This window comes from Sodalis ligni, from assembly GCF_016865525.2.
GTDB lineage: Bacteria > Pseudomonadota > Gammaproteobacteria > Enterobacterales > Enterobacteriaceae > Acerihabitans > Acerihabitans ligni.
In genome coordinates this window covers 4,915,087-4,939,706 of record NZ_CP075169.1, presented here as the reverse complement: position 1 = coordinate 4,939,706, position 24,620 = coordinate 4,915,087, and the positions used below count along the sequence as shown (strand labels likewise).

The following is a 24,620-nucleotide window of genomic DNA, read 5'->3' as shown; positions in this document are numbered from 1 at the left end:
GGGAATGCCGCAAAAAAAACGTGGCGGCCGATAGAGCCTTAAGGGAATTTGCGCGGGGGTTGGCAATAGCGGACGGTCAAGGGGTGTGCGAAAAGAAGATGATGATAATGTGAATATAGAATAAAATATGACCTTAACAAGAATTTACAAAGTACGTTGCTGTACGCGAGAAAGTCCTTTGCCTCAGTTCCCTTCGGCATATTGGCGGTAATGTGTCCGTATTGATATCCCTATTAAAATAATGGCAATGCTCAATATGATCGGCTGGTGGTACATTGTGGATGGTAAGCGGCAGGGTCCGGTAACCTTGGCTACGCTGGAGAAGCTATTACAACATCGGATATTGGGTGCGCAGAGTCTTGTCTGGCGTGAAGGGATGCCGCAGTGGACCCCGTTGGCCGCCATGGAGAGCCTGTACATAGATTTGTGTAATTGCCTGATTTTGATATCTTCTATCCAACATCAAAAACAGGTTAATTTATGGACGAAAAACAGTTGCAGGCTCTGGCTAACGAATTGGCCAAAAATCTTAAAACCCCGGAAGATCTCAACCAGTTTGATCGCTTACTGAAAAAAATCAGTGTCGAGGCGGCTCTAAACGCTGAAATGACACATCACCTCGGTTACGATAAAAATCAGCCCAGGACCGGCTCCAATGCCCGCAACGGCTACTCGGCTAAGACAGTAACCACCGGCGATGGGCCACTGGAACTGCGTACTCCGCGCGATCGAGAGGGGTCCTTCGAACCGCAATTGGTGAAGAAAAACCAGACCCGGATCACCGGCATGGACAACCAGATCCTGTCGTTGTACGCCAAAGGCATGACCACCCGCGAGATCGCCGCCGCGTTTAAAGAATTGTATGACGCTGATGTTTCGCCGGCGCTGGTATCGAAGGTGACTGATGCCGTGATGGAGCAGGTTGTAGAATGGCAAAATCGGCCACTGGATACTGTCTATCCCATTGTTTACCTTGACTGTATCGTACTTAAAGTTCGGCAAGATAGCCGCGTCATCAACAAAACCGTGTTCCTGGCCCTGGGCATCAATATCGAAGGGCAGAAAGAGTTGCTGGGGATGTGGCTGGCCGAAAATGAAGGGCAAAGTTCTGGCTGAACGTGCTGACGGAGCTGAAAAACCGCGGTCTGAACGATATTCTCATCGCCTGCGTTGACGGTCTGAAAGGCTTCCCGGACGCCATCAATGCGGTCTACCCGCAGGCGCGTATCCAGCTGTGTATCGTGCATATGGTGCGCAACAGTCTGCGGTTCGTCTCCTGGAAGGACTACAAAGCCGTCACCCGGGACCTGAAGGCCATCTATCAGGCGCCTACGGAAGAGGCTGGCTTGCAAGCGCTGGAAGCGTTCGCCAGTGCCTGGGATAACCGCTATCCGCAGATAAGCCGCAGCTGGCAGGTAAACTGTGCGAATCTTGCCACGTTCTTTGGCTACCCACCGGACATCCGCAAGGTGATCTACACGACCAACGCCATCGAGTCGCTGAACAGCGTAATCCGCCACGCGATCAAAAAGCGTAAGGTGTTCCCGACAGACGACTCAGTGAAAAAGGTGGTGTGGCTGGCGATCCAGGCAGCATCACAGAAATGGACGATGCCGCTGAAGGACTGGCGTATGGCGATGAGCCGCTTTATTATCGAGTTCGGTGACCGCCTGGACGGTCACTTCTGAGGAAAGGCATTTACACAGAATCATGTACAGGGCCGCCATGGATGAGTTGAAACCGCTTTTAAACTCCCCGCCGCCGCTCTTGCCGGCCGCGCCCCATAAAACCAGCGTTACCCATCCCCGAGCCGCGCGTCACGGCGTTACCTTCGTGCTATCGGCGTGTCTCCTGATCGCGGCGGGGGCATCTGTTTACCTTGCTACGAGTGCATACCTGCCGGGCTGGGGCGTTTATCTCAGACAAAAAGTCACGCTACCCCTGCTAATCCCCCGCTCGCAACAGCCTCATGACGGCATCACCATGGCCGCGGAACACTTATGGCGCAACCCCATTACCCAGGTACCGGCGAATATCGGCAGCGGTTGGACCATCAAGCAGCTTGCGGCTGACCCTACTACTCTCGCCAGTTCTTTTACCAGCGATGATATTGTGGTGAATCTCAGTGTCGTGAAAAACCAGAACCAGACGTTGGTTCAACTGGTGGATTATTTGAAAACCAGTGAACCCAGCCTGCGTTTTATCAATACGGGGACTTACAGCCACACCAGCGTATTGTCCAATTGGACCGGCATTGCCACCAGTCGGGCCGATCACGCCAGGCATTATGTGGTGCATGTCACCAATGCCCAAGGCGGCTATGGAATTTTTATCGCCGCCGTTAATCAACAGACCGCCGCAAGCTTCAGCCGGCTCGAAGCGCTGATAGCGGAACTGGACCGGACATTCAGCGGTCACTGAGCGATACGGTACCGCTGCCATAACTGCCTGGACACCGTGTCCGCCATCCCGGCGCTGCTATTGGAATCGCATGGACAGATCGAGGGCGCGGATGTGTTTGGTCAGCGCGCCGACGGAAATATAATCCACGCCGGTGGCGGCGTATTCGTGAAGGGTTTCCAGGGTAACGTTACCGGAAACCTCCAGCAAAGCCCGTTGCCCGGTGGCGGCAACGGCCCGCTGCATATCCGCCAGCGTAAAGTTGTCCAGCATGATGATATCGGCGCCGGCCTCCAGGGCCTGGCGCAGTTCATCCAGGCTCTCCACCTCTACTTCCACCGGCACGTCGGCGCGCAGGGCCACGGCGTTTTCCACCGCCTTGGCGATGGACCCGGCGGCGATGATATGATTTTCCTTAATCAAAAAGGCGTCCGCCAAGCCCAGCCGGTGATTGCTGCCGCCGCCGCACAGTACCGCGTACTTCAGCGCGGTCCGCAGTCCGGGCAAGGTTTTACGGGTATCCAGCAGTTGGGTATGGGTACCCGCCAGCTTATCGACATAACGCTTCACCTCCGACGCCACGCCGGACAAGGTCTGCACAAAATTCAGCGCCGTGCGTTCACCGGTCAGCAATAGATGCGCCGGTCCACGCAGCCGGCACAGCGGCTGGTTAACCCGGATGGCATCGCCGTCCTTCACCTGCCACTCCACCCGGATCCCGTCCCCTAACTGCCGAAACACTTCCTCCAGCCATTGCTGCCCGCAGAAAATACCGTTTTCGCGGGTGATGATAACCGCCTCGGCCTGGCGGTCGCGGGGCAATAACAGCGCCGTAATATCGGCCTCGGGATCGGCGGTGCCCCCCAGGGCTTCGCTGAGCGCCCGGGTAACGGTCAAGGGGATATCATACTGAATACGCTCAAGCAATTCGGCCCGGCGGCGTTCAGCGTTATAACGACGTGTCGGCATAAAAACTCCGAAATAGCGAATAAAGAGAATAGAGGAAACATGCTACTCTGTTGCTTAGATAAGTACTACTGCCGACAGCCATACCGTCATACTTCAAGCTGCAGGTGCGTTGGCCATACTCGGCCCCTCCATGGGCCTCGCCCCTGGCGGGGCCGCGGCAAGTCGCGTTCAAATCTGCTCCTGCAGATTTGTACTCGCTCACCCCACCTGCAATTCGAATTATCTAGGGTATAGAGCGTGGAGGCAGAGAGCGGAGGTGGCGAATGGAGTTGGAAAACGGCTGGTTAACAGGCACTAAACGGGTCCCGTCCCCCCATAGCGATGAACGGCCGAACGGCGAAATTCCTTCGCTGCTGGTGGTGCACGGTATCAGTTTGCCGCCGGGATCGTTTGGCGGACCCTATATCGATCGCTTATTTACCGGCACGCTTACCCCAGACGAACATCCTTTCTTCTCACAGATACAGGGCCTGCGGGTATCGGCCCACTGCCTGATCCGGCGCGACGGCGAGATTGTGCAATATGTGCCGTTCCATCGCCGCGCCTGGCATGCAGGCGTCTCATGTTTCGCCGGGCGGGAACGCTGTAATGATTTTTCCATTGGCATCGAGTTGGAAGGCACTGATAATCAGCCCTATACCGATGAGCAATACCTCCGGCTGGCCGAACTTACGCGGCTGCTGATGCGGCATTATCCGATTACGCCGGCCCGCATAGCCGGTCATAGCGATATTGCCCCCGTCCGTAAAACCGATCCCGGACCGGCTTTTCTATGGCATCATTATAGAGAGTTGATTTCACCGAGCACCGAGGACCGAGACAGGGAGCACCAGGATTCATGACACTGTTTACATTATTACTGGTACTGGCATGGGAACGCTTATTTAAAATGGGCGATCACTGGCAATTGGATCACTATTTTGAGCGGGTGTTTGCCCGTACCCGCTTTGTATCTCCCGCACTGACGATTTTGCTGGCGATTTGCTGGATGGTCGCGGTGGCGCTATGCCTGAGGCTGGCGGGGAATTTTTTCTTCGGCGCGCCGCGGCTGCTGTTATGGATTTTGATTTCCCTGCTTTGCATCGGTGCGGGCGGCATTCGCAAGCACTATCGGGCCTATATCACCGCCGCCGCGCGGGGAGACGGCCATGCCTGCGACGCGATGAGCGAAGAGTTGACTCTGATTCACGGTCTGCCGGTGGATTGCGATAAAGAAGAACGTTTGCACGAATTGCAAAATGCGCTGCTATGGATCAATTTCCGTTTTTATCTGGCGCCGTTGTTCTGGCTGGTGTCCGGCGGACCCTACGGTCCGGTTCTGCTTGCCGGTTATGCCTTTTTGCGCGCCTGGCAGACCTGGCTGGCGCGCCGCGCCACCCCGCTGAAGCGGGCGCAGTCCGGTATAGACACTATGCTGCACTGGCTGGACTGGATACCCGTCAGGCTGGCAGGCGTAGCTTACGCCTTGCTGGGACACGGCGAAAAAGCCCTGCCGGCCTGGTTTGCCTCGCTGGCGGACCTGCATACCGGCCAGTATCAGGTACTGACCCGCCTGGCGCAGTTCTCCCTGGCGCGGGACCCGCACCTGGATGAGGTGCAGACCCCGCGGGCGGCGGTTTCGCTGGCGAAAAAGATAACCAACGTGATCGTGGTGGTGGTGGCGCTATTGACCATTTACGGCGCATTGGTCTGAGGCCATCAGGCGTGGTCCGCCGGCGGTTCGCCGAAGCGGGGCATGCCTTCTTCATCCCAATGAAAAACCTTGATCCGCGTATGGCGGTTGGGGTCGTATAACGGGTCGCCGGTGATTTCTGTATAGGATCGGGCGTGATAGACCAGCACATCCTCGCCGTTTTCACTTAGGGTAAAGCTGTTGTGGCCCGGGCCGAACTGCCGGTTTTGCCAGTGGGTGCGAAAGACCGGCTGCGGCAGTTTATGCCAGGCCCGGGGATCGGTGATATCGTCGTTGATATCCGCCCAAAGCAGGCCGATGCAATAATTGGTGTCGGTGGCGCTGGCGGAATAGGTGATAAACAGCCGCTGTCCGTGGCGCAGGACCGCCGGCCCTTCGTTGACCCAAAAACCATTGGTTTCCCAGGGCAGTTCAGGTTTGCTCAGCATTGACGGCGGAGTTTTCAGCGACCAGGGCGTGGCCATCTCGGCCAGATAGAGATTGGAATTGCCCCGGATGTCCGGATCGTTTTGCGCCCAGACATAATAGTGCCGCCCCTGATGGAAAAAATGGGTGGCGTCCAGGGAGAATGTGTCCAGCGGGGTCCGTATGCGCCCTTTTTCGATCCAGGTGCCGGTGAGGGGATTGCCGTCGGCGCATTCCAGGACGAACATGCGATGCTGGAAGAGCCCGTCGACAATCTCCGGCGAATGGGCGCCGGCAAAATAGAGATACCATTTTTTGTCGATGAAATGCAGTTCCGGCGCCCAAATCAGCGCGCTCATTTCCCCGTGCTGGTGTTTATGCCACACCACCGCCGGTTCGGCATGGGATAATCCTCCCAGGGTAGCCGAGCGTCGAATCTCCAGCCGATCGTATTCCGGCACCGAGGCGGTGAAATAATAATAACCATCGAAATGCCGGTAGATGTAAGGATCGGCACGCTGCTCGATTAATGGATTGGGCCACTGTGTTTGGCTCATGATGTTCACCTCTCCCTTTTTCGCGGTTAAGGATGCTTGGTTTCCAGCGGCCGGGGTTCGCGCCATTCTGCGGACTCGTGGGGCTGTAAGCGTCTTGCTTCCAGATCGGACTGGATTTGACGCATCAGTTGGCGATCGACTTTCAGCAGCCGGACCACCCCGGCGGTTATCAGATAACCGATACCCGGAATGACGGTAAACAGCAAAACGATCCCCTGTATCGCGCCGGGGCTTTGCCGGACGGCGTCCCCATGATAACCGTAGGCGGAAAGAATAAAACCGACGAACGCCCCCGCCACGGCCAGTCCGACCTTCAGGAAAAACAGATTGCCCGAAAAGCTGATGCCGGTAATGCGCTTACCGGTTTTCCATTCGCCGTAATCGTCCACATCAGCCATCAGCGACCAGTGCAGGGGGGAGGGAATCTGATGCAGAATATTCAATATAAAGTACATCACCAGAATCAATCCCGGCAGATGCGGATTGAGGAAGTAGAATCCGCTGGAGAAGACAGCCAATACGATATTGGTCCAGAAAAAGACTTTTAGTTTGCAATATTTATCGGTCAGGGGTTTGGCCAGGGCGCTGCCGATCATCATGCCCACCACGCCAAGGCTGATGAACAAACTGGCGAATCCCGAACTTTTCTCCATGGCATAGGTGACGTAATACATGGTGGCGGCCATACGGATAAATCCCGGCAGACATTAAAAAGGTCAGCACCAGTATGCGTACCCACTGATCGTTTTTCCAAATATCCCGCAGGTCGGCTTTCAATGCATCATTGGTGGGTGTCGCGGGTTGTATCCGTTCCCGAACGGTGGCGAAGCAGAACAAAAACATCAGACAGCCGATAATGGATAATACCGTCATCGCCCATTGAAATCCTTGCGCCCGGTTGCCGCCGCCGAACCAATCCACCATCGGCAGCAGGGTGAGGGAAATAATCAGGGTTGCCACTCCCACCAGAATAAAACGCCAGGATTGACAGGAAACCCGTTCCTGGGGATCGTTGGAAATCACCCCGCCCAGCGCGCAATAGGGAATATTGATGGCGGTATAAATCAGCGACATCAAGAAATAGGTGACAAAGGCGTAAACTACCTTGGCGGAATAGCTCCAGTCGGGCGTGGTGTACATCAGGACACTGAAGACGGCAAAAGGCACCGCCAGCCATAATAAATAAGGCCTAAAGCGGCCCCATCGGGATCGGGTGCGGTCGGCGATGGCGCCCATTACCGGGTCGGTGACGGCATCGATAATGCGTATCGATAGCAGCAATATTCCCACCAGCGCCGGCGCCAGGCCAAAAATATCGGTATAAAAATAGGCCAGGAACATGGTGATCGATCCCCACACCATGTTACAACCGGCGTCCCCCATGCCAAATCCGATTTTTTCCTTTAATGACAATGCCTCTGCTTTCATGGTTCACCTCTCCTTTGTATACAGGACATGCACTACCCGCAGCCAGTATTGGCCTATTCAAGGGAGAGGAGGGTGTAACAACCGGTTATAGAAATGGATAAACCGGTTATCACCTTAAATTTGTGAGGGCTATGGCATAGGCCGTGATACCGCGAGGGAGTAGCGGATGTGTACTTCTGTGGGTCGGTACGGATGGTTTTTACGGCGTTTTTTTCGCCGATCGGGACCGATCGGCGAAGGGGATAAGATCAGCGGGTCACAGCGCCGGCGGCGCGCTGACTTTTTTGCTTGAAGTAAAAACCGATACCCAGCAGACATACCCATACGGGGATGAGATAAACCGAGATTTCCATCCCTGGGGTCATCAGCATAATCACCAGGATTGCCGCCATAAACAGCAGGCAAAGGTAATTGCCGAACGGATACCATAACGCCTGGAATTTGGTGACCCGTCCGAGCTGCGCCATTTTGCGGCGAAACCGCAAATGGGCGAGGCTGATCATGCCCCAGTTGATGACCAGCGCCGATACCACCAGCGACATCAGCAGACCGAAAGCCTTGCCCGGCATCAGATAGTTAATCAGCACACAGATGGCGGTGGCCAGCGCCGAAACGCCAATGGCGGCGACAGGTACGCCGCGGCGATCGACTTTCTGCAGAACCTTGGGGCCGTTGCCCTGGCGCGCCAGGCCGAACAGCATACGGCTGTTGCTGTAAACGCAGCTGTTATAGACCGACAGCGCCGCGGTCAACACCACCAGATTCAGTATCGTCGCGACCCAATCGCTATTGAGGGCGTGAAAAATCAGGACAAACGGACTGCCTCCTTCCACCACCTTACTCCAGGGGTAAAGGGACAGCAAAATAGCCAGTGAGCCGATATAAAACAGCAGGATACGGTAGATAACCTGGTTGGTGGCCTTGGGAATGCTGATTTCAGGCGTGTCGGCCTCGGCGGCGGTAATACCCACCAATTCCAGTCCGCCGAAGGAAAACATGATAACCGCCATAGCCATAAACAAGCCGTTGACGCCGTTAGGGAAAAAACCTCCCTGGGCCCAGAGGTTGGTCACGCTGGCTTCGGGACCGCCATGGCCGCTCAGAAGCAGCCAGCCGCCGAACAGGATCATGGCAATGATGGCCGCTACTTTGATAATGGCGAACCAGAATTCCATCTCACCGTAGATTTTGACGTTGGCCAGGTTAATGGCGTTGATGAGTATGAAAAACACCGCCGCCGATATCCAGGTAGGCAGGTCCGGCCACCAGTAGTGCATATAGATGCCCACGGCGGAAAGTTCGGCCATGGCAACTAATACGTACAGTACCCAATAGTTCCATCCCGAAGCAAAACCGGCAAAATTGCCCCAATACTTATAGGCAAAATGGCTGAATGACCCGGCTACCGGCTCCTCAACCACCATTTCGCCCAGTTGCCGCATAATAAGAAAGGCGATAAAACCGCCGATGGCATACCCTAGAATTACCGACGGTCCCGCCATTTTAATGGTTTGCGCAATGCCCAGAAACAAGCCGGTACCAATAGCGCCGCCTAAGGCGATAAGCTGAATATGGCGATTTTTCAACCCGCGTTTCAGCGTCTCACTGCGCTGTTTACCATCCATCGTAAAATCCTCTGTCGTTTTTGTACTTATTTTTTTACGTTCGCCGAAAAAAGAAATCACTTCCCGGTCTGTCGTCGGCACAAGAATAGTGGTAAGGGAAAAAGTTTGCACCTGATTTATCAAGCCGCTGGCGAGAATTGTAAAACGCCGTGATCTGCCGCATTTTTCCAAGATCGGCGCCATGAGCGAAAATTGTAATAATTCCAGTTAAAAAAAAGTTAAAATTTTAAAATTATTCGATATCTGGTTTTTTTATGCGAATTTTAGCTGGCTCAAACGCTTCAGCAACAGCATTTAAAGTTGCATAATCGTTAAATTTGTCACAATCCATTCTCGGTGGTTTATACTGGATGGTTATCAAATTGCAGCACATGCATAGTGCAATTGTTTAAATGTGCGGGGTTTCATGATTTAGGTCAATGCCAGGATGGACAGAAGGTGAATACTTTGTTACTTTAGCGTCACGTTTATGAAATTGGTATTACCAATTGACTCCGCGCCATTCGCAGAGATGAAGATAAATGGCTTACAGTAAAATCCGCCAGGCAAAGTTATCGGACGTAATAGAGCAGCAATTGGAGTATCTCATCCTGGAAGGCACGCTGCGTCCCGGTGAAAAACTGCCACCCGAGCGTGAACTGGCAAAACAATTCGACGTTTCCCGGCCCTCCCTGCGAGAAGCAATCCAGCGTTTGGAAGCCAAAGGATTGCTGTTGCGACGCCAGGGCGGGGGGACCTTCGTGCAAAGTAATCTTTGGCAAAGCTTCAGCGACCCCCTGGCTGAACTGCTGGCCGAACATCCTGAATCGCAATACGACCTATTGGAAACCCGCCATGCCCTTGAGGGCATTGCCGCTTATTATGCCGCATTGCGCGGAACCGAAGAAGATTTGGACCGTATCCGCGACTGTCACCAGATTATCCAGCAGGCTCAGGAAAGCGGCGATCGCGACGCTGAAGCCGACGCCGTTCTGCAATATCAAATTGCTGTCACCGAAGCCGCACATAATGCGGTTTTATTACATTTGGTGCGCTGCATGGGGCCGATGCTGGAAAAAAACGTACGACAGAATTTTGAATTGCTCTACTCACGCCGCGAAATGCTGGCACAGGTGAGCAGCCACCGCGCCGGGATCTTTGCGGCGATAGTAGCACGCGAGCCGGAAAAAGCGCGCGAGGCTTCACATCGCCACCTGGCGTTTATTGAGGAAATTTTGCTGGATCTCAGCCGAGAACACAGCCGGCGCGAACGTTCCCTGCGCCGTCTCCAGCAACGCAAGGACTAAGATCCCGGCAACGGGATCTGAATGCGGCAACGAAAGCAATGGGCCTGTCTTCGTGTGTTTACCTTAGTGAATACAGGAAGACAGGCTCCAACTAAACCAATTATTAGCGATAGATAAGGAACACCACCATGTCAGAACGTTTATACAATGACGTGGATCCGATCGAAACACGCGACTGGCTACAGGCGATCGAATCGGTTATCCGTGAAGAGGGTATTGAGCGCGCCCAGTTCTTGATTGATCAAGTGCTGGACGGGGCTCGTAAAGGTGGCGTCAGTATCGCTGCTGGTGCTTCAGGCCGTAATTATATCAATACCATCCCGGTAGAAGATCAGCCTGAGTACCCTGGTAATTTGGAACTTGAACGCCGCATTCGTTCGGCCATACGCTGGAACGCGGTGATGGCGGTATTGCACGCCTCGAAGAAAGATCTGGATCTGGGCGGCCATATGGCATCGTTCCAATCCTCAGCCACTATTTATGAAGTGTGCTTCAATCATTTCTTCCGCGCCCGCAGCGACAAGGACGGCGGCGATCTGGTCTATTTCCAGGGCCATATCTCCCCTGGCATCTATGCCCGCGCCTTTCTTGAAGGCCGCCTGACCGAAGATCAAATGAATAATTTCCGGCAGGAAGTGCACGGTAAAGGCCTGCCTTCCTATCCCCATCCGAAGCTGCTGCCGGAGTTCTGGCAGTTCCCCACGGTGTCCATGGGATTGGGGCCGGTGAGCGCCATTTATCAGGCCAAATTCCTGAAGTATCTGAATCACCGCGGTTTGAAAGACACCACCGCTCAGACCGTGTATGCCTTCCTGGGCGACGGCGAGATGGATGAGCCGGAATCCAAGGGGGCGATTACCATCGCCACCCGCGAAAAGCTGGATAACCTGGTCTTTATCATCAACTGCAACCTGCAGCGCCTGGACGGTCCGGTGACCGGCAATGGTAAAATCATCAACGAGCTGGAAGGCATCTTCGGCGGCGCCGGCTGGGAAGTGATCAAGGTGATTTGGGGCACCCGCTGGGACGAACTGCTGCGCAAAGACACCAGCGGCAAACTGATTCAATTGATGAATGAAACCGTCGACGGCGATTACCAGACTTTCAAATCGAAAAACGGCGCCTACGTGCGTGAGCATTTCTTCGGTAAATATCCGGAAACCGCCGCACTGGTTAAAGACATGAGCGACGACGAGGTCTGGGCGCTGAACCGTGGCGGCCACGACCCGCGCAAAGTTTTCGCCGCGCTGCAAAAAGCGCAAAAGACCACCGGTAAACCCGTCGTCATACTGGCCCACACCATCAAGGGCTACGGCATGGGAGAAACGGCGGAAGGCATGAATATCGCCCATCAGGTCAAGAAGATGAACATGGACGGCGTGCGCTATTTCCGCGATCGTTTCAATCTGTCCGACATGGTGCCCGATGACCAGGTGGAACAACTGCCGTACATCACCTTCAAGGAAGGCTCCGAGGAGTACAAATATCTCCACGATCGCCGCAAGGCCCTGCAAGGTTATGTGCCCACCCGCCTGAAGAATTTCACCAAGCCGCTGGTTTTGCCGTCTCTGGAAGATTTCGGCGCGCTGCTGGAAGAGCAGAAAAAAGAAATTTCCACCACCATCGCCTTTGTGCGGGTGCTGAACGTCATGTTGAAAAACCCGTCCATCAAAGATCGCCTGGTGCCCATCATTGCCGATGAAGCACGGACCTTCGGTATGGAAGGTCTGTTCCGGCAAATCGGTATCTACAGTCCGAACGGCCAGCAATATACGCCTCAGGACCGCGAGCAGGTAGCGTACTACCGCGAAGATGAAAAGGGCCAGATCCTGCAGGAAGGCATCAACGAACTGGGGGCGGCCTCCTCCTGGCTGGCGGCGGCAACGTCCTACAGCAGCAACGACCTGCCGATGATCCCCTTCTATATCTACTATTCCATGTTCGGTTTCCAGCGCATCGGCGATTTGTGCTGGGCGGCAGGGGATCAGCAGGCGCGCGGCTTCCTTATCGGCGGAACCTCGGGCCGCACCACCCTGAACGGCGAAGGCTTGCAGCATGAAGACGGCCACAGCCATATCCAGTCCCTGACCATCCCCAACTGTATCTCCTACGATCCGGCATACGCCTATGAAGTGGCGGTGATCATGCATGACGGCTTGACGCGCATGTACGGCGAACATCAGGAAAATGTCTATTATTACCTGACCACGCTGAACGAGAACTACCATATGCCGGCCATGCCGCAAGGGGCGGAAGAGGGCATTCGCAAGGGCATCTATAAACTGGAAACCCTGGAAGGCTCCAAAGGCAAGGTACAGCTGATGGGGTCCGGAGCCATACTGCGCCATGTGCGCGAAGCGGCGGCCATTTTGGCGAAAGACTACGGCGTCGGCTCCGATGTCTACAGCGTCACTTCCTTCACCGAACTGGCCCGCGACGGGCAGGATTGCGAGCGCTGGAACATGCTGCATCCGGCGGAAAAACCGCGGGTGCCTTATGTTGCCCAGGTGCTGAACGACGCGCCGGCGGTGGCCTCCACCGATTATATGAAACTGTTTGCCGAACAAATCCGCAACTTCATCCCGGCCAGTGAATTCCGGGTACTGGGCACCGACGGATTCGGTCGTTCCGACAGTCGTGAAAATTTGCGCCACCACTTTGAGGTGGATGCGGCTTATGTAGTGGTTGCCGCTCTGGGTGAACTGGCCAAACGCGGCGATATCGACACCGGCGTGGTGGCGCAGGCCATCACCAAGTTCGGCATCGATGCTGATAAAGTCAACCCGCGCCTGGCATAAGAGGTAGATAACTTAATGGCTATTGAAATCAACGTGCCGGATATCGGTACCGATGAAGTTGAAGTGACCGAAGTGCTGGTCAAGGTTGGCGACAGCGTCAGCGCCGAACAATCCCTGATCACCGTGGAAGGGGATAAAGCCTCGATGGAAGTCCCTTCCCCCCGGGCGGGGGTAATCAAAGAGCTGAAAGTGGCCGTGGGGGACAAAGTCACTACCGGCTCGCTTATCATGGTCTTTGACGACGCTGCGGCGGGCGAAGAAGCGCCGGCCAAGGCCGAGGGGCAAGGCGATGCCAAACCTGCCGCGTCCGGACGGCAAAACGACGCCAGGCAGGCGGAATCCACACCGTCACCGGTTAAATCCGGCGGCAGCAAAGAGGTTAACGTACCGGATATCGGCGGCGACGAAGTGGAAGTCACCGAGGTCATGGTCAAAGTGGGCGACACCGTGGCGGCGGAGCAATCCCTGATCACGGTGGAAGGGGACAAAGCCTCGATGGAAGTCCCTGCGCCCTTTGCCGGCACGGTGAAAGAGATCAAGGTCGCCACCGGCGATAAGGTCAGCACCGGCTCGCTGATTATGGTGTTCGAGGTGGCGGGCGAGGGCGGTGAAGCCGTCGCGGCCCCGGCGGCTAACAAGCCTGCCGCCGAAGCCGCTCCGGCCCAGTCGGGCGGCGTCAAGGACGTTAACGTACCGGATATCGGCGGCGATGAAGTGGAAGTCACCGAGGTCATGGTCAAAGTGGGCGACACCGTGGCGGCGGAGCAATCCCTGATCACGGTGGAAGGGGACAAAGCCTCGATGGAAGTCCCGGCGCCCTTTGCCGGCACGGTGAAAGAGATCAAGGTCGCCACCGGCGATAAAGTCAGCACCGGTTCGCTGATCATGGTGTTTGAAGTGGCAGGCGCCGCGCCTGCCCCGTCTACCGGCAAAACCGAAGCCGCGCCGGCCCCCGCTGCCGGTAAAACGGAAACCGCGGCGGCGGCGGCGCCTGCTCCGGCATCGGCGGCAAACAAGAATGCCGCCGCCACCACCGGCGCCGGGGCAAAAGGCGAATTTGCCGAAAACGACGCTTATGTCCACGCTACCCCGGTCATCCGCCGTTTGGCGCGGGAGTTCGGTGTCGATCTGGCCAAGGTGAAGGGTACCGGGCGCAAAGGCCGGATCCTGCGCGAAGATATCCAGGCTTATGTAAAAGACGCGGTCAAACGCGCGGAAGCCGCGCCGGCCGCCGGTACCGGCGGGTCTCTGCCGGGTCTGCTGCCCTGGCCCAAGGTGGATTTCAGCAAGTTCGGCGAGACCGAAGAGGTGGCGCTGGGCCGGATTCAGAAAATTTCCGGCGCCAACCTGCATCGCAACTGGGTCATGATCCCCCATGTCACCCAGTTTGACGAAGCGGATATCACCGAAGTCGAGGCGTTCCGCAAAGAGCAGAATGCGGAAGCCGAGAAGAAAAAGCTGGATGTGAAAATCACCCCCCTGGTGTTTATCATGAAGGCGGTGGCCAAGGCCCTGGAAGAGATGCCGCGTTTCAACAGCTCCCTGTCCGAGGATGCCCAGACGCTGACGCTGAAAAAATACATCAATATCGGCGTGGCGGTAGATACTCCCAACGGACTGGTGGTGCCGGTATTCCGCGATGTGAATAAAAAGGGCATCGTCGAATTGTCCCGCGAGCTGGCGGTTATTTCCAAAAAGGCCCGCGACGGCAAGCTGACCTCCTCCGATATGCAGGGGGGATGTTTCACTATCTCCAGCCTCGGCGGCATCGGCGGCACGTCCTTTACGCCTATCGTCAACGCACCGGAAGTGGCTATTCTCGGCGTCTCCAAATCGGCGTTCAAGCCGGTCTGGAACGGCAAAGAGTTCACGCCGCGTCTGATGTTGCCGCTCTCCCTGTCTTATGATCACCGGGTTATAGACGGTGCGGCGGGTGCTCGTTTTATCAGCTTCATCAATAACGTGATGTCCGATATTCGTCGTTTGGTGATGTAAACCCAGGGCCGGCCCGCCGGGCCGGCCGGATTGTTTGATGTGACTCCGGCGGGGAGCGCGGCTTCCCCGCCCGGGCAAACAGGTTTCGCCCCGTTCGAACCGGCTTTGCCGATTATTAACATTTCTGTAAACTGGGCTCGATGGAGGCGTCCCGGTGGCGACAGTACGTTATGTCTCTGATTCCTATGAAAATGAGCGACTTAACCGACGGATAAACAAATAAGAGGTCATGATGAGTACTGAAATCAAAACCCAGGTAGTGGTACTTGGGGCCGGTCCGGGAGGATATTCCGCCGCCTTCCGCTGCGCCGATTTAGGGTTGGAAACCGTGCTGGTGGAACGTTACGCCACCCTGGGCGGCGTTTGTCTGAACGTTGGCTGTATCCCTTCCAAAGCGTTATTGCACGTGGCCAAGGTCATTGAAGAAGCAAAAGCATTAAGCGAAAACGGCATTACCTTCGGTGAACCGAAAACCGACATTGATAAAGTGCGTACCTGGAAAGAACGAGTGGTCAATCAGCTGACCGGCGGCCTGACCGGCATGGCCAAAGCCCGAAAGGTCAAGGTTGTGCAGGGGGTGGGTAAATTCACCGGCGCCAATACCCTGCAGGTGGACGGCGAGAATGGCGCCACCATTATCAATTTTGACAATGCGATTATCGCCGCGGGCTCGCGCCCCATCACATTGCCTTTTATACCCCATGACGATCCCCGCGTCTGGGATTCAACGGATGCGTTGGCACTGCGTACGGTACCGGAGCGTTTGCTGGTCATGGGCGGCGGCATCATCGGCCTGGAAATGGCCACCGTGTACTATGCCCTGGGTTCCAAAATCGACGTGGTGGAAATGTTCGACCAGGTCATTCCGGTAGCCGATAAAGACGTCGTGAAGGTTTACACCAAACGGATCAGCAAGCAGTTCAACCTGATGCTGGAGACCAAGGTCACCACCGTTGAAGCGCGTGAAGACGGTATCTACGTCAGCATGGAAGGAAAAAAGGCCCCTGCCGATCCGCAGCGTTACGATGCGGTGCTGGTGGCCATCGGCCGCGTACCCAACGGCAAGATGCTGGATGCGGGCAAAGCCGGCGTGGAAGTGGACGATCGCGGATTTATCCGGGTCGATAAGCAGCTGCGTACCAATGTACCGCACATCTATGCCATCGGCGATATCGTCGGACAGCCGATGCTGGCGCACAAAGGCACCCATGAAGGCCACGTGGCGGCGGAAGTGATCGCCGGTAAAAAACACTACTTCGATCCCAAGGTGATCCCCTCCATAGCCTACACCGAACCGGAAGTTGCCTGGGTCGGCGTGACTGAAAAAGAAGCCAAGGAAAAAGGCATCAGCTATGAAGTCGCCACCTTCCCATGGGCGGCGTCCGGCCGCGCCATCGCGTCCGATTGCCAGGACGGCATGACCAAGCTTATCTTCGACAAAGAGACCCATCGGGTTATCGGCGGCGCGGTGGTGGGCGTTAACGGCGGCGAACTGCTGGGTGAAATCGGTCTGGCCATTGAGATGGGCTGCGATGCGGAAGACATTGCCCTGACCATTCATGCCCACCCGACCCTGCATGAGTCGGTGGGTTTGGCGGCGGAAGTCTACGAAGGCAGCATCACCGATCTGCCGAATGCCAAAGCCAAGAAAAAGAAATAGTCTCCTCTCCCCCTGTCACCTGGCGATACCGTCAGGTGATTTTTTTTGCTTACAAACTCTCCTTAGTATTTCGCTGCTTTGCTATGGCTGGTCATAGGTAAAGGATGTTAATTTAAATCCGCTAAACGCCGTTTTAAGAGCAACTGCCAGGATCGCTAACGCCTTAACGTTTCAGCGAAAAAAAATAATGTTACTTAGATGTAAACAAATTAACAATGCAAATTAATCCTGATAAACTGGCAACCCGACACCGGGTATAAAGGTCCTTTTTTCAATGGCGGCGCCCCGCGACGATGCGCTGCAAACCAGGTGCTGTCAGTTCAGTATTGAACAACGAGCAATGACAATAAAAGCGAGGAGAACGTCGTGCTAGATGATTATCGTAAGCACGTTGCCGAGCGTACTGCCCAGGGGATTGTGCCAAAACCTCTTGATGCCGTACAAATGGCGGCGCTGATTGAATTACTGAAAAATCCGCCCACCGGCGAAGAAGCATTCCTGCTTGATCTCGTGAGTAACCGTGTTCCTCCCGGCGTCGATGAAGCGGCCTACGTAAAGGCCGGTTTTCTGGCGGCCGTCGTCAAGGGTGAAGCCGTATCTCCCCTGATAAGCCCTGAAAAAGCCGTTGAGCTGCTGGGTACCATGCAGGGCGGCTATAACATCCAGCCCCTGGTGGATGCGCTGGACGATAAGGCGCTGGCGCCCTTAGCCGCCAATGCATTGAAATCCATGCTGCTGATGTTCGACAGCTTTTACGACGTTGAAGCCAAGGCCAAGGCCGGCAACCCCCACGCTTTGGAAGTCATGCGCTCTTGGGCCGATGCCGAATGGTTCCTGTCCCGTCCGCCGCTGGCGGAAAAGATTACCGTCACGGTGTTCAAGGTCACCGGCGAAACCAATACCGACGACCTGTCGCCGGCGCCCGATGCCTGGTCCCGTCCGGATATTCCGCTGCACGCGGTAGCCATGCTGAAGAATGCCCGCGATGGGATAGTGCCCGATCGGCCGGGAGTGGCGGGGCCGCTTAAGTTGATAGAAACCCTGAAGCAAAAAGGCTTTCCCCTGGCCTACGTCGGCGACGTGGTTGGCACGGGATCTTCACGTAAATCCGCCACCAACTCGGTGCTGTGGTACATGGGTGACGATATTCCCCACGTGCCCAACAAACGCAGCGGCGGCGTGGTGCTGGGCAGCAAGATTGCGCCGATTTTCTTCAATACCATGGAAGATTCCGGCGCGCTGCCTATTGAAGTGGACGTCTCCGAGCTGAACATGGGCGATGTCATCGATATTTACCCGTTCAAGGGCGAAATCCGCCGGCACGATACCGACCTGCTGCTGGCCGGCTTCTCCCTCAATACCCAGGTACTGGTGGATGAAGTGCGGGCCGGCGGCCGTATCCCGCTGATTATCGGCCGGGGGCTGACGTCCCGCGCCCGTGAATCCTTAGGATTGCCCCCAAGCGAAATCTTCCGCCATGCACGGGAAGTCGTCGCCAGCGACAAAGGCTTTACCCTGGCGCAAAAAATGGTCGGCCGCGCCTGCGGCGTGGACGGCATCCGTCCAGGGCAATACTGCGAGCCCAAGATGACCTCGGTGGGCTCACAGGATACCACCGGGCCGATGACCCGTGATGAGCTGAAGGATTTAGCCTGCCTCGGTTTTTCCGCCGACCTGGTGATGCAGTCCTTCTGCCACACCGCCGCCTATCCGAAGCCGGTGGACGTGCAGACCCATCACTCCCTGCCGGACTTCATCATGAACCGCGGTGGCGTCTCGCTGCGTCCCGGCGACGGCATCATCCACTCCTGGCTGAACCGTATGCTGCTGCCGGATACCGTGGGCACCGGCGGCGACTCCCATACCCGCTTCCCCATCGGTATTTCTTTCCCGGCCGGTTCCGGTCTGGTGGCGTTTGCCGCCGCCACCGGGGTCATGCCGCTGGATATGCCGGAATCGGTGCTGGTCCGCTTCAAAGGTAAAATGCAGCCGGGCATCACCTTGCGGGATCTGGTGCACGCCATCCCTTATTTCGCCATTAAGCAAGGTTTGCTGACGGTGGAGAAAAAGGGCAAAAAGAATATTTTCTCCGGTCGTATCCTGGAAATCGAAGGCTTGCCGGAACTTAAGGTGGAACAAGCCTTTGAGCTGGCCGACGCGTCGGCTGAGCGTTCTGCGGCGGGCTGCACCATCAAGCTCGATCAGGCGCCTATCGTTGAATACCTGAGTTCCAATATCGTGCTGCTGAAGTGGATGATAACCGAAGGTTATGGCGACCGCCGCACGTTGGAACGCCGCATCAAATCCATGGAAAGCTGGCTGGCGGATCCTCATTTGCTGGTGGCTGATGATGATGCGGAATATGCCGCGGTACTCGAAATCGACCTGGCGAATATTACCCAGCCCATTGTCTGCGCGCCTAACGATCCGGACGATGCGCGGCTGTTGTCCGATGTCGCCGGCAGTAAAATCGATGAGGTGTTTATCGGTTCCTGCATGACTAATATCGGTCACTTCCGTGCCGCGGGCAAATTGCTGGATCAGCATAAAGGCGCGCTGCCGACCCGGCTGTGGGTCGCGCCCCCCACCAAAATGGATGCGGCGCAGCTCACCGAAGAGGGCTACTACAGCGTATTCGGCAAAAGCGGAGCCCGCATCGAAATCCCGGGCTGCTCGCTGTGCATGGGCAACCAGGCGCGGGTAGCGGCCGGTGCGACGGTGGTCTCCACCTCTACCCGCAACTTCCCCAACCGCCTGGGAGACGGGGCGGATGTCTACTTGGTCTCGGCCGAGCTGGCGGCAGTGACCTCGCTGCTGGGACGCCTGCCGACGCCGGAAGAGTACCTGCAGGCCATATCCAAGGTAGATAAAACGGCGGCGGATACCTACCGTTACCTGAACTTTGACAAGCTGACGGCTTACACCGATAAAGCGGATGAGGTAATTTTCCAAACCGCGGTATAACGGAATGCCCTGCGGGGCGAGAGATAACTCATCAGCGTTGACGGACCAGGACCGCACCCCAAAAGTTGTATACCAACTGATTAAGGTGCGGTTTTTTTATAATTCAATTTGTCATGAAGTTTAACAAGAAGCGCCCTCAATTTCTATTAAACAGGCTATGACTATTTCTGAAGAGTAAACGTACGACTCTTTAAGTACAAAATTTATATACTCACTTTTTATTCAGTATATGTTTTAGTCTTCTAGACCACTATTGACTGCACGAATATAACTTTTAGGGATAATATATGAACGCGACATTACAATCCTTTATGCCTTACGGCTCGATTAACCCTATGCCTATGCCTATGCCTATGCCTATGCATATGATATCTAACTATACGAATTTTATTAAAAATAGAGAAGAGTTAAATATTCTTACAAAGAACGTAAAGAGGGCAATTAATGAAAGCGAGAAACGATTCGAAATGAAAGTAAACGAACGGGAGTATACTAATAAATGGATTGAGAAGCTTAAAATAAGTAAACGTGAAATTTTTTTGCTGAAGTTAACGCAAAATGAATATTAATAACCACGATCGATATGATTGTCGAAAAATATATCAAGTATAAGCAGGTTTCCAGAAATGGACGTTGTGTTCGACAACGGCAAAAGGCGTATGCTAAAAACATTAATAATACCATACAGGATAACGATGGCATTACTCCTTTAATGAAGGCGATCGGTAACAACGACTCCTTAAATAAAATACGTGATTTGATTCATAGTGGCGTTTCCTTAGATATTCAAGATAAGCAAAACAATATTGCTGTGATATGGTTGATAAAAAGCCTTAATAATCTAGGCAATGAAACGCAAATACAAACTAAATTGGAAATAATGGAAAATCTATTTCTTGCGGGTGCAAACCTGACTATAGCAGGCACTGCCGGATTTACTCCGATGATGTATGCCGTCGCCGTAAATAGCGTGCCTGCATTTAAGATGTCATATAGAAGTGCGGAGGACTTTAGATGTGTAAATGATGCAGGCGAGACATCGTTACATTTGGCGTTAAAATATGATGCAGATCCAAAATATTAACTGTTCTCATCGACCTTTATAAATTCATGAATGTTAAGGATACGCGTGGTTATACACCTTTTATGATGGCGTCATTTCGCTCCCGGTACGATATTATGGATACCTTTCTCACTAAAGGGGGATATCAACGATTTCGATGCCTATGGTTGGACGGCGTTGATGCATGCTGTGAACTGCGATGATGTAGAGACGATGAATTATTTGCTGGCCAAAGGCGCCAGCGTTCTTATCAAGGATTGCTGCAATAAAGATGCGCTAAAGATCGCCCAGGAGCAAGGGCGAAATCATATGGTGAATCTGCTGCTTCCCAAAATAAAAGTAGAATCAGAGACAGTGAAAGATGTAAAACATGATCCTCAGCTGGTCTGCGGGAATATATGCGACCTCATCGCTGGGCCACGCCTAAATGATAGTCATAATATAACAGTCCACAATAATACCCAGTATGAAATAATAGATATTGAACATCGTGAAATGTTAACCGATGTCGCGGCATCCGCTGCGAGCAGGTCTGTGCCTTTACGCCGATGTTAATCACAAGAGTTATGCAAGGTATATATGATGGAGTTAGAAAACTCAGTATTACCCAGACGTTTTGCAAAAAAACCAGTTTAATAAATCATATTTAGGAGATATATATGAATGTGACTTTACAGCCCTACGCCCCTCACGTTTAATTGATTTTTCTCAACCAAGCCAGCCTATAGAAAGCGGAAAATATTCTAGTAACTATACTAGCCAAATTCAGATGCTATCTAATAATATTTTACCCATGATTAACGCAGCGGAAAAGAGGTTTGGAAACAATTCTACAGAATTGAGAGCCAAGCGTCATATTGCAGACCTTAAGGAAAAGGGTCTTAAGGTTAACCCCAGTCAAGCCCGGTTGGGTTGCTTGGATCATAAGGATAAAAGAGCGAGCCTGCCGGAAAGTACGGTCGACGTGGACATTGAATATCTTGACCCCAAAACGGTAACCCGCCCCAATGTCAATGACAAGAATCAGGATGGGCTTACTCCGTTAATGCGGATTGCTCTTACCGGTGGTAACAGCGAGGATATTAAATCCTTGATTAGGCTAGGAGCAAATGTGGGCTTGCAGGATAATGCAGGTAATACGGCGCTGATGTGGGTGGTAAAAAGCCTTTTTCGTCTTGCAAATGAAACAAGAATCCAAATTAAATTAAATATCTTAGATGTGTTGATAAATAGCGCTGCAGATCTGAATTTGGCAGATAAAGAAGGATTTACTCCTTTGATGATTGCTGCTATGGGTGATGACAAAAATAGCTTTAAAAAATTACTTATCAACAATGCAACTGTTGAATTAAAGAATAATGACGGGAAAACCGCATTGCATTTGGCAGTTGAATACAATGCATCAAACACTATCATTGATCAGCTCTGCGTGTTTTATCAAAAATTGAATGTGGATGATAAAAAGAGTCGTACGCCATTTATGATAGCGTCCTATTACGGTAATTTGGCTCTTATGGACAGCTTCTTTAACAAAGGCGTAGATGTTGATCATGTGGATGTAAATGGTTGGACGGCGTTAATGCATGCGGTGGACTGTCGTAAAAAGGAAGTGGTTAAGAAACTTTGTTCATATGGCGCCAATGTCAACTTCACGACCCTATATCAACGAAGCGCTCTGTTAATTGCTTTTGAAAAAAGGACAAAATAATGGCCTTAGCGCTCATAAAGGCCGGCGCGGTGATGCCGAATGAAGAAATAAAGCATTGGCTTAAGGATGAGCTCAAGGAAAATGTGAATACAAATCATATGACGTGGCAGGTAATAGCTAATGACAATAATGTGGACCTCGATAGCAATACTATAGATGCTTCAGACGAAAAAGATGAAACGATTGTTGTCAAACCTATTCTGCAAAGCGATTTTAATGACGATACAGCTGAAACAAATTCATCACAATCCAGCGGATCCTCATATTTGATACCAGGGTGGCTTGTTTATAAGATGAAGAGTGCTTATGAGGCATTTAAACGCTATGCTTCTCCATTTCCTCCTTTGACATAGGCTGATGTATTATAATTTTTATTTAGCAGTACTGAGTTTACTCGCCCGGTCTCAAAAATACTTTGAATGGGCAATATTCTTTAAGCATACTACACTGTAAGGATGTACAGATGAATACAACATTATTGCCGTGCGCACAGCCAACAATGACTAAAGTTTTGAATATATGCCAATTAAATCAAATGAGCATAATATTCGCAATTACAATGAAGTAATAAATATCACCTCTCTAAATGTATTACCCATGATTAATAGGGCAAAACTGCTTTTCGATGGCCATTCCAGCGGGATTACCACAAAGGGTGGAAATAACTTGCTAAAACAATTAAAGCTAAAGAAACGTGATACTTCCTTGGCTGAAAAAGATTTTGATAAGAAATTAAAACAGCAAGCGAGCCTAGGTTGCCTATCACCCGAAAGAAGAAGAGGAAGATTGCCTTATTGTAACATTCCATTAGATAATGAACTTTTGAAAACTACGGGCGAAAGAGGTGTAGGCTTTAACGCACAAAATAAAGATAAGTTCACTCCGCTGATGCAGGCAGTGGCAACTCACAAAGACGTTGGATTTGTTAAATATCTGATGAGCAGAGGCGCCGATATGACTCTTAGGGATAATGAAAACAATACGGCGTTAATGTGGCTGCTTAAAAGTCTTTTAGATTGAAGGATGAGGCGCTAATTACAGAAAAATGGAAGATATTAGACGTATTTCAGCAAAATAAAAGTATGTCTAATGTGCCTGGTACAGCCGGTTATACCCTTTGATGGTGACGGTGCTAGGGAAGATCATAGAACATTTTTAAGCTCCTAATAAATGGAGCACTTACCAATGCTACTAACGATGCAAAGGAGACGGCACTGCACTTAGCCATAAAGTATGATACGCATTGGATGATATCCGTGATTCTTCGTTATGATCATCATGATATTAACATTAAAGATAAAATGGGCATACGCCATTTATGTTAGCAACGTTTCGAAAAATCGTGAAATTATGGATTTCTATATTAGAAGAGGTGTCAATATAGATAATACGGATGCTCAGGGTTGGACTGCGTTAATGCATGCGGTGAACTGTGGTGATGTTTCGATGACTGAGTATTTGCTTAGTCAAGGCGCTTGTGTTAATTATGCAAATCGAAGTAATGAAACGGCAATGAGGGTGGCTTTGTACAAGAACGATCAGCAAAATGTGCATGTGCTTTCAAAAGCATTATCTGCGCTCAAAGCAGCTAACAAAGACTGTCGGCCTGTATCATCTGGAGATCATGTGCCCGCAAACGTTAACGATACAGCTTATACTGAAAATGATGCCTTGAAAAATCGCGCAGTGGTAGAGGATAATGCCGGTTCTTATACCGAAACTACTGATGAGAAACTTAATGCCACCGAGACGATAATCAATAACATGATGACCGCGTCTGATGATGAGGCCAATACTACCGAAGCCATGAATGAAACGCTTTTAGATAAAAATGAGGATTCAGAATATCCTTTATATGAAAATAGCCGGCGCGAAAATAACAAAATATCAACTGACCTAGCCTCCACGAAATCAAGTGGCTCATCCTTATTTTTATCGTCACATATTACCGGAGACATCGATAAAATCTACCAGAGCCTTAAGAGAATAATGTCACGTCGCTCAGTTCCTAATAATAATTTTTGAATAGGCCTTCGGGGATAGCCCTGTTTTATCATATTTTCCTCAGA

19 protein-coding genes and 2 pseudogenes are annotated in these 24,620 nt (G+C 52.6%); 17 read left to right on the top strand and 4 right to left on the bottom strand.

Annotation, left to right across the window (positions count from 1 at the left end; all coding sequences use genetic code 11):
- Positions 1 to 241: 241 nt before the first annotated feature.
- The 3 genes and pseudogenes from GTU79_RS31595 (at position 242) to GTU79_RS23085 (ending at position 2,421) form a co-directional block, all read left to right on the top strand.
- Positions 242 to 571 (top strand): DUF4339 domain-containing protein, encoded by a 330-nt coding sequence (locus tag GTU79_RS31595; protein WP_203523879.1) that lies wholly within the window; start codon positions 242 to 244, stop codon positions 569 to 571.
- Positions 481 to 1,688 (top strand): annotated as a pseudogene (locus GTU79_RS23090) (IS256 family transposase). The gene GTU79_RS31595 and the pseudogene GTU79_RS23090 overlap by 91 nt, the downstream one beginning before the upstream one ends.
- Positions 1,689 to 1,725: 37 nt before the next feature.
- Positions 1,726 to 2,421 carry a hypothetical protein gene (locus GTU79_RS23085; protein WP_203523878.1) on the top strand — a complete coding sequence of 232 codons (696 nt, stop codon included), beginning with the start codon at positions 1,726 to 1,728 and terminating at the stop codon, positions 2,419 to 2,421.
- Between the two features lie 57 nt (positions 2,422 to 2,478).
- On the opposite strand, the gene nadC is transcribed toward GTU79_RS23085, so the two are convergent.
- Positions 2,479 to 3,369 carry a carboxylating nicotinate-nucleotide diphosphorylase gene (gene nadC, locus GTU79_RS23080; protein ID WP_214513410.1) on the bottom strand — a complete coding sequence of 297 codons (891 nt, stop codon included), beginning with the start codon at positions 3,367 to 3,369 and terminating at the stop codon, positions 2,479 to 2,481.
- Between the two features lie 263 nt (positions 3,370 to 3,632).
- Between nadC and ampD the strand changes: the two genes are divergently transcribed.
- Entirely contained in the window at positions 3,633 to 4,211 is a 579-nt protein-coding gene (gene ampD / locus GTU79_RS23075) for a 1,6-anhydro-N-acetylmuramyl-L-alanine amidase AmpD (protein WP_203523876.1), read from the top strand.
- Positions 4,208 to 5,062, top strand: a complete 855-nt coding sequence (gene ampE, locus GTU79_RS23070) for a beta-lactamase regulator AmpE (protein WP_203523875.1) — start codon at positions 4,208 to 4,210, stop codon at positions 5,060 to 5,062. The genes ampD and ampE overlap by 4 nt, the downstream gene beginning before the upstream one ends.
- Before the next feature lie 5 nt (positions 5,063 to 5,067).
- Here the strand turns inward: ampE and GTU79_RS23065 are convergent, their stop codons facing one another.
- The 3 genes and pseudogenes from GTU79_RS23065 to GTU79_RS23055 form a co-directional block, all read right to left on the bottom strand.
- Positions 5,068 to 6,024, bottom strand: coding sequence for a glycoside hydrolase family 43 protein (locus tag GTU79_RS23065; RefSeq protein ID WP_203523874.1), 957 nt, complete (start codon positions 6,022 to 6,024; stop codon positions 5,068 to 5,070).
- Between the two features lie 26 nt (positions 6,025 to 6,050).
- Positions 6,051 to 7,452: pseudogene (locus GTU79_RS23060) on the bottom strand (glycoside-pentoside-hexuronide (GPH):cation symporter).
- 248 nt (positions 7,453 to 7,700) lie between these two features.
- Positions 7,701 to 9,077: an amino acid permease gene (locus tag GTU79_RS23055; RefSeq protein WP_203523872.1), complete on the bottom strand. Its 1,377-nt coding sequence runs from the start codon at positions 9,075 to 9,077 to the stop codon at positions 7,701 to 7,703.
- 521 nt (positions 9,078 to 9,598) lie between these two features.
- Here GTU79_RS23055 and pdhR point away from each other — a divergent pair.
- The 12 genes from pdhR to GTU79_RS22990 all read left to right on the top strand — a co-directional run bounded on the left by pdhR (position 9,599) and on the right by GTU79_RS22990 (position 24,576).
- A complete protein-coding gene (pdhR, locus tag GTU79_RS23050; RefSeq protein WP_132926026.1) occupies positions 9,599 to 10,363 on the top strand; it encodes a pyruvate dehydrogenase complex transcriptional repressor PdhR in 765 nt (254 codons plus the stop codon).
- Between the two features lie 128 nt (positions 10,364 to 10,491).
- Positions 10,492 to 13,161 (top strand): pyruvate dehydrogenase (acetyl-transferring), homodimeric type, encoded by a 2,670-nt coding sequence (gene aceE, locus GTU79_RS23045; protein WP_203523871.1) that lies wholly within the window; start codon positions 10,492 to 10,494, stop codon positions 13,159 to 13,161.
- A 15-nt stretch (positions 13,162 to 13,176) separates the two neighbouring features.
- Positions 13,177 to 15,156: a pyruvate dehydrogenase complex dihydrolipoyllysine-residue acetyltransferase gene (aceF, locus tag GTU79_RS23040; RefSeq protein ID WP_203523870.1), complete on the top strand. Its 1,980-nt coding sequence runs from the start codon at positions 13,177 to 13,179 to the stop codon at positions 15,154 to 15,156.
- A 232-nt stretch (positions 15,157 to 15,388) separates the two neighbouring features.
- Positions 15,389 to 16,816: a dihydrolipoyl dehydrogenase gene (lpdA, locus tag GTU79_RS23035; RefSeq protein ID WP_165934234.1), complete on the top strand. Its 1,428-nt coding sequence runs from the start codon at positions 15,389 to 15,391 to the stop codon at positions 16,814 to 16,816.
- 366 nt (positions 16,817 to 17,182) lie between these two features.
- Complete coding sequence (acnB, locus tag GTU79_RS23030) at positions 17,183 to 19,780, top strand: bifunctional aconitate hydratase 2/2-methylisocitrate dehydratase (RefSeq protein WP_203523869.1); 2,598 nt, start codon at positions 17,183 to 17,185, stop codon at positions 19,778 to 19,780.
- 287 nt (positions 19,781 to 20,067) lie between these two features.
- Positions 20,068 to 20,349, top strand: a complete 282-nt coding sequence (locus GTU79_RS23025) for a hypothetical protein (protein WP_214513409.1) — start codon at positions 20,068 to 20,070, stop codon at positions 20,347 to 20,349.
- A 14-nt stretch (positions 20,350 to 20,363) separates the two neighbouring features.
- Positions 20,364 to 20,864 carry an ankyrin repeat domain-containing protein gene (locus GTU79_RS23020; protein ID WP_214513408.1) on the top strand — a complete coding sequence of 167 codons (501 nt, stop codon included), beginning with the start codon at positions 20,364 to 20,366 and terminating at the stop codon, positions 20,862 to 20,864.
- A 159-nt stretch (positions 20,865 to 21,023) separates the two neighbouring features.
- Positions 21,024 to 21,398 carry an ankyrin repeat domain-containing protein gene (locus GTU79_RS23015; RefSeq protein WP_214513407.1) on the top strand — a complete coding sequence of 125 codons (375 nt, stop codon included), beginning with the start codon at positions 21,024 to 21,026 and terminating at the stop codon, positions 21,396 to 21,398.
- A gap of 61 nt (positions 21,399 to 21,459) precedes the next feature.
- Positions 21,460 to 22,551 carry an ankyrin repeat domain-containing protein gene (locus GTU79_RS23010; protein ID WP_214513406.1) on the top strand — a complete coding sequence of 364 codons (1,092 nt, stop codon included), beginning with the start codon at positions 21,460 to 21,462 and terminating at the stop codon, positions 22,549 to 22,551.
- Complete coding sequence (locus GTU79_RS23005; protein ID WP_203523862.1) at positions 22,551 to 22,904, top strand: hypothetical protein; 354 nt, start codon at positions 22,551 to 22,553, stop codon at positions 22,902 to 22,904. Before GTU79_RS23010 ends, GTU79_RS23005 begins: the two co-directional genes overlap by 1 nt.
- 166 nt (positions 22,905 to 23,070) lie before the next feature.
- A complete protein-coding gene (locus GTU79_RS23000) occupies positions 23,071 to 23,571 on the top strand; it encodes an ankyrin repeat domain-containing protein (RefSeq protein WP_214513405.1) in 501 nt (166 codons plus the stop codon).
- A 249-nt stretch (positions 23,572 to 23,820) separates the two neighbouring features.
- Positions 23,821 to 24,576, top strand: a complete 756-nt coding sequence (locus GTU79_RS22990) for an ankyrin repeat domain-containing protein (protein WP_214513404.1) — start codon at positions 23,821 to 23,823, stop codon at positions 24,574 to 24,576.
- Positions 24,577 to 24,620: the final 44 nt, after the last annotated feature.

Excerpts from the sequence above, each read along its gene's own strand:
- GTU79_RS23025 (WP_214513409.1), top strand. The coding sequence starts at position 20,068 with ATGAACGCGACATTACAATCCTTTATGCCTTACGGCTCGATTAACCCT.
- lpdA (WP_165934234.1), top strand. The coding sequence starts at position 15,389 with ATGAGTACTGAAATCAAAACCCAGGTAGTGGTACTTGGGGCCGGTCCG.
- GTU79_RS23065 (WP_203523874.1), bottom strand. The coding sequence starts at position 6,024 with ATGAGCCAAACACAGTGGCCCAATCCATTAATCGAGCAGCGTGCCGAT.
- pdhR (WP_132926026.1), top strand. The coding sequence starts at position 9,599 with ATGGCTTACAGTAAAATCCGCCAGGCAAAGTTATCGGACGTAATAGAG.
- nadC (WP_214513410.1), bottom strand. The coding sequence starts at position 3,369 with ATGCCGACACGTCGTTATAACGCTGAACGCCGCCGGGCCGAATTGCTT.
- GTU79_RS31595 (WP_203523879.1), top strand. The coding sequence starts at position 242 with ATGGCAATGCTCAATATGATCGGCTGGTGGTACATTGTGGATGGTAAG.
- GTU79_RS23015 (WP_214513407.1), top strand. The coding sequence starts at position 21,024 with ATGCATGCTGTGAACTGCGATGATGTAGAGACGATGAATTATTTGCTG.
- ampD (WP_203523876.1), top strand. The coding sequence starts at position 3,633 with ATGGAGTTGGAAAACGGCTGGTTAACAGGCACTAAACGGGTCCCGTCC.
- GTU79_RS23000 (WP_214513405.1), top strand. The coding sequence starts at position 23,071 with ATGCCAATTAAATCAAATGAGCATAATATTCGCAATTACAATGAAGTA.
- aceF (WP_203523870.1), top strand. The coding sequence starts at position 13,177 with ATGGCTATTGAAATCAACGTGCCGGATATCGGTACCGATGAAGTTGAA.
- GTU79_RS23055 (WP_203523872.1), bottom strand. The coding sequence starts at position 9,077 with ATGGATGGTAAACAGCGCAGTGAGACGCTGAAACGCGGGTTGAAAAAT.
- ampE (WP_203523875.1), top strand. The coding sequence starts at position 4,208 with ATGACACTGTTTACATTATTACTGGTACTGGCATGGGAACGCTTATTT.
- GTU79_RS23005 (WP_203523862.1), top strand. The coding sequence starts at position 22,551 with ATGGCCTTAGCGCTCATAAAGGCCGGCGCGGTGATGCCGAATGAAGAA.
- GTU79_RS23085 (WP_203523878.1), top strand. The coding sequence starts at position 1,726 with ATGGATGAGTTGAAACCGCTTTTAAACTCCCCGCCGCCGCTCTTGCCG.
- GTU79_RS22990 (WP_214513404.1), top strand. The coding sequence starts at position 23,821 with ATGATCATCATGATATTAACATTAAAGATAAAATGGGCATACGCCATT.
- aceE (WP_203523871.1), top strand. The coding sequence starts at position 10,492 with ATGTCAGAACGTTTATACAATGACGTGGATCCGATCGAAACACGCGAC.
- GTU79_RS23020 (WP_214513408.1), top strand. The coding sequence starts at position 20,364 with ATGATTGTCGAAAAATATATCAAGTATAAGCAGGTTTCCAGAAATGGA.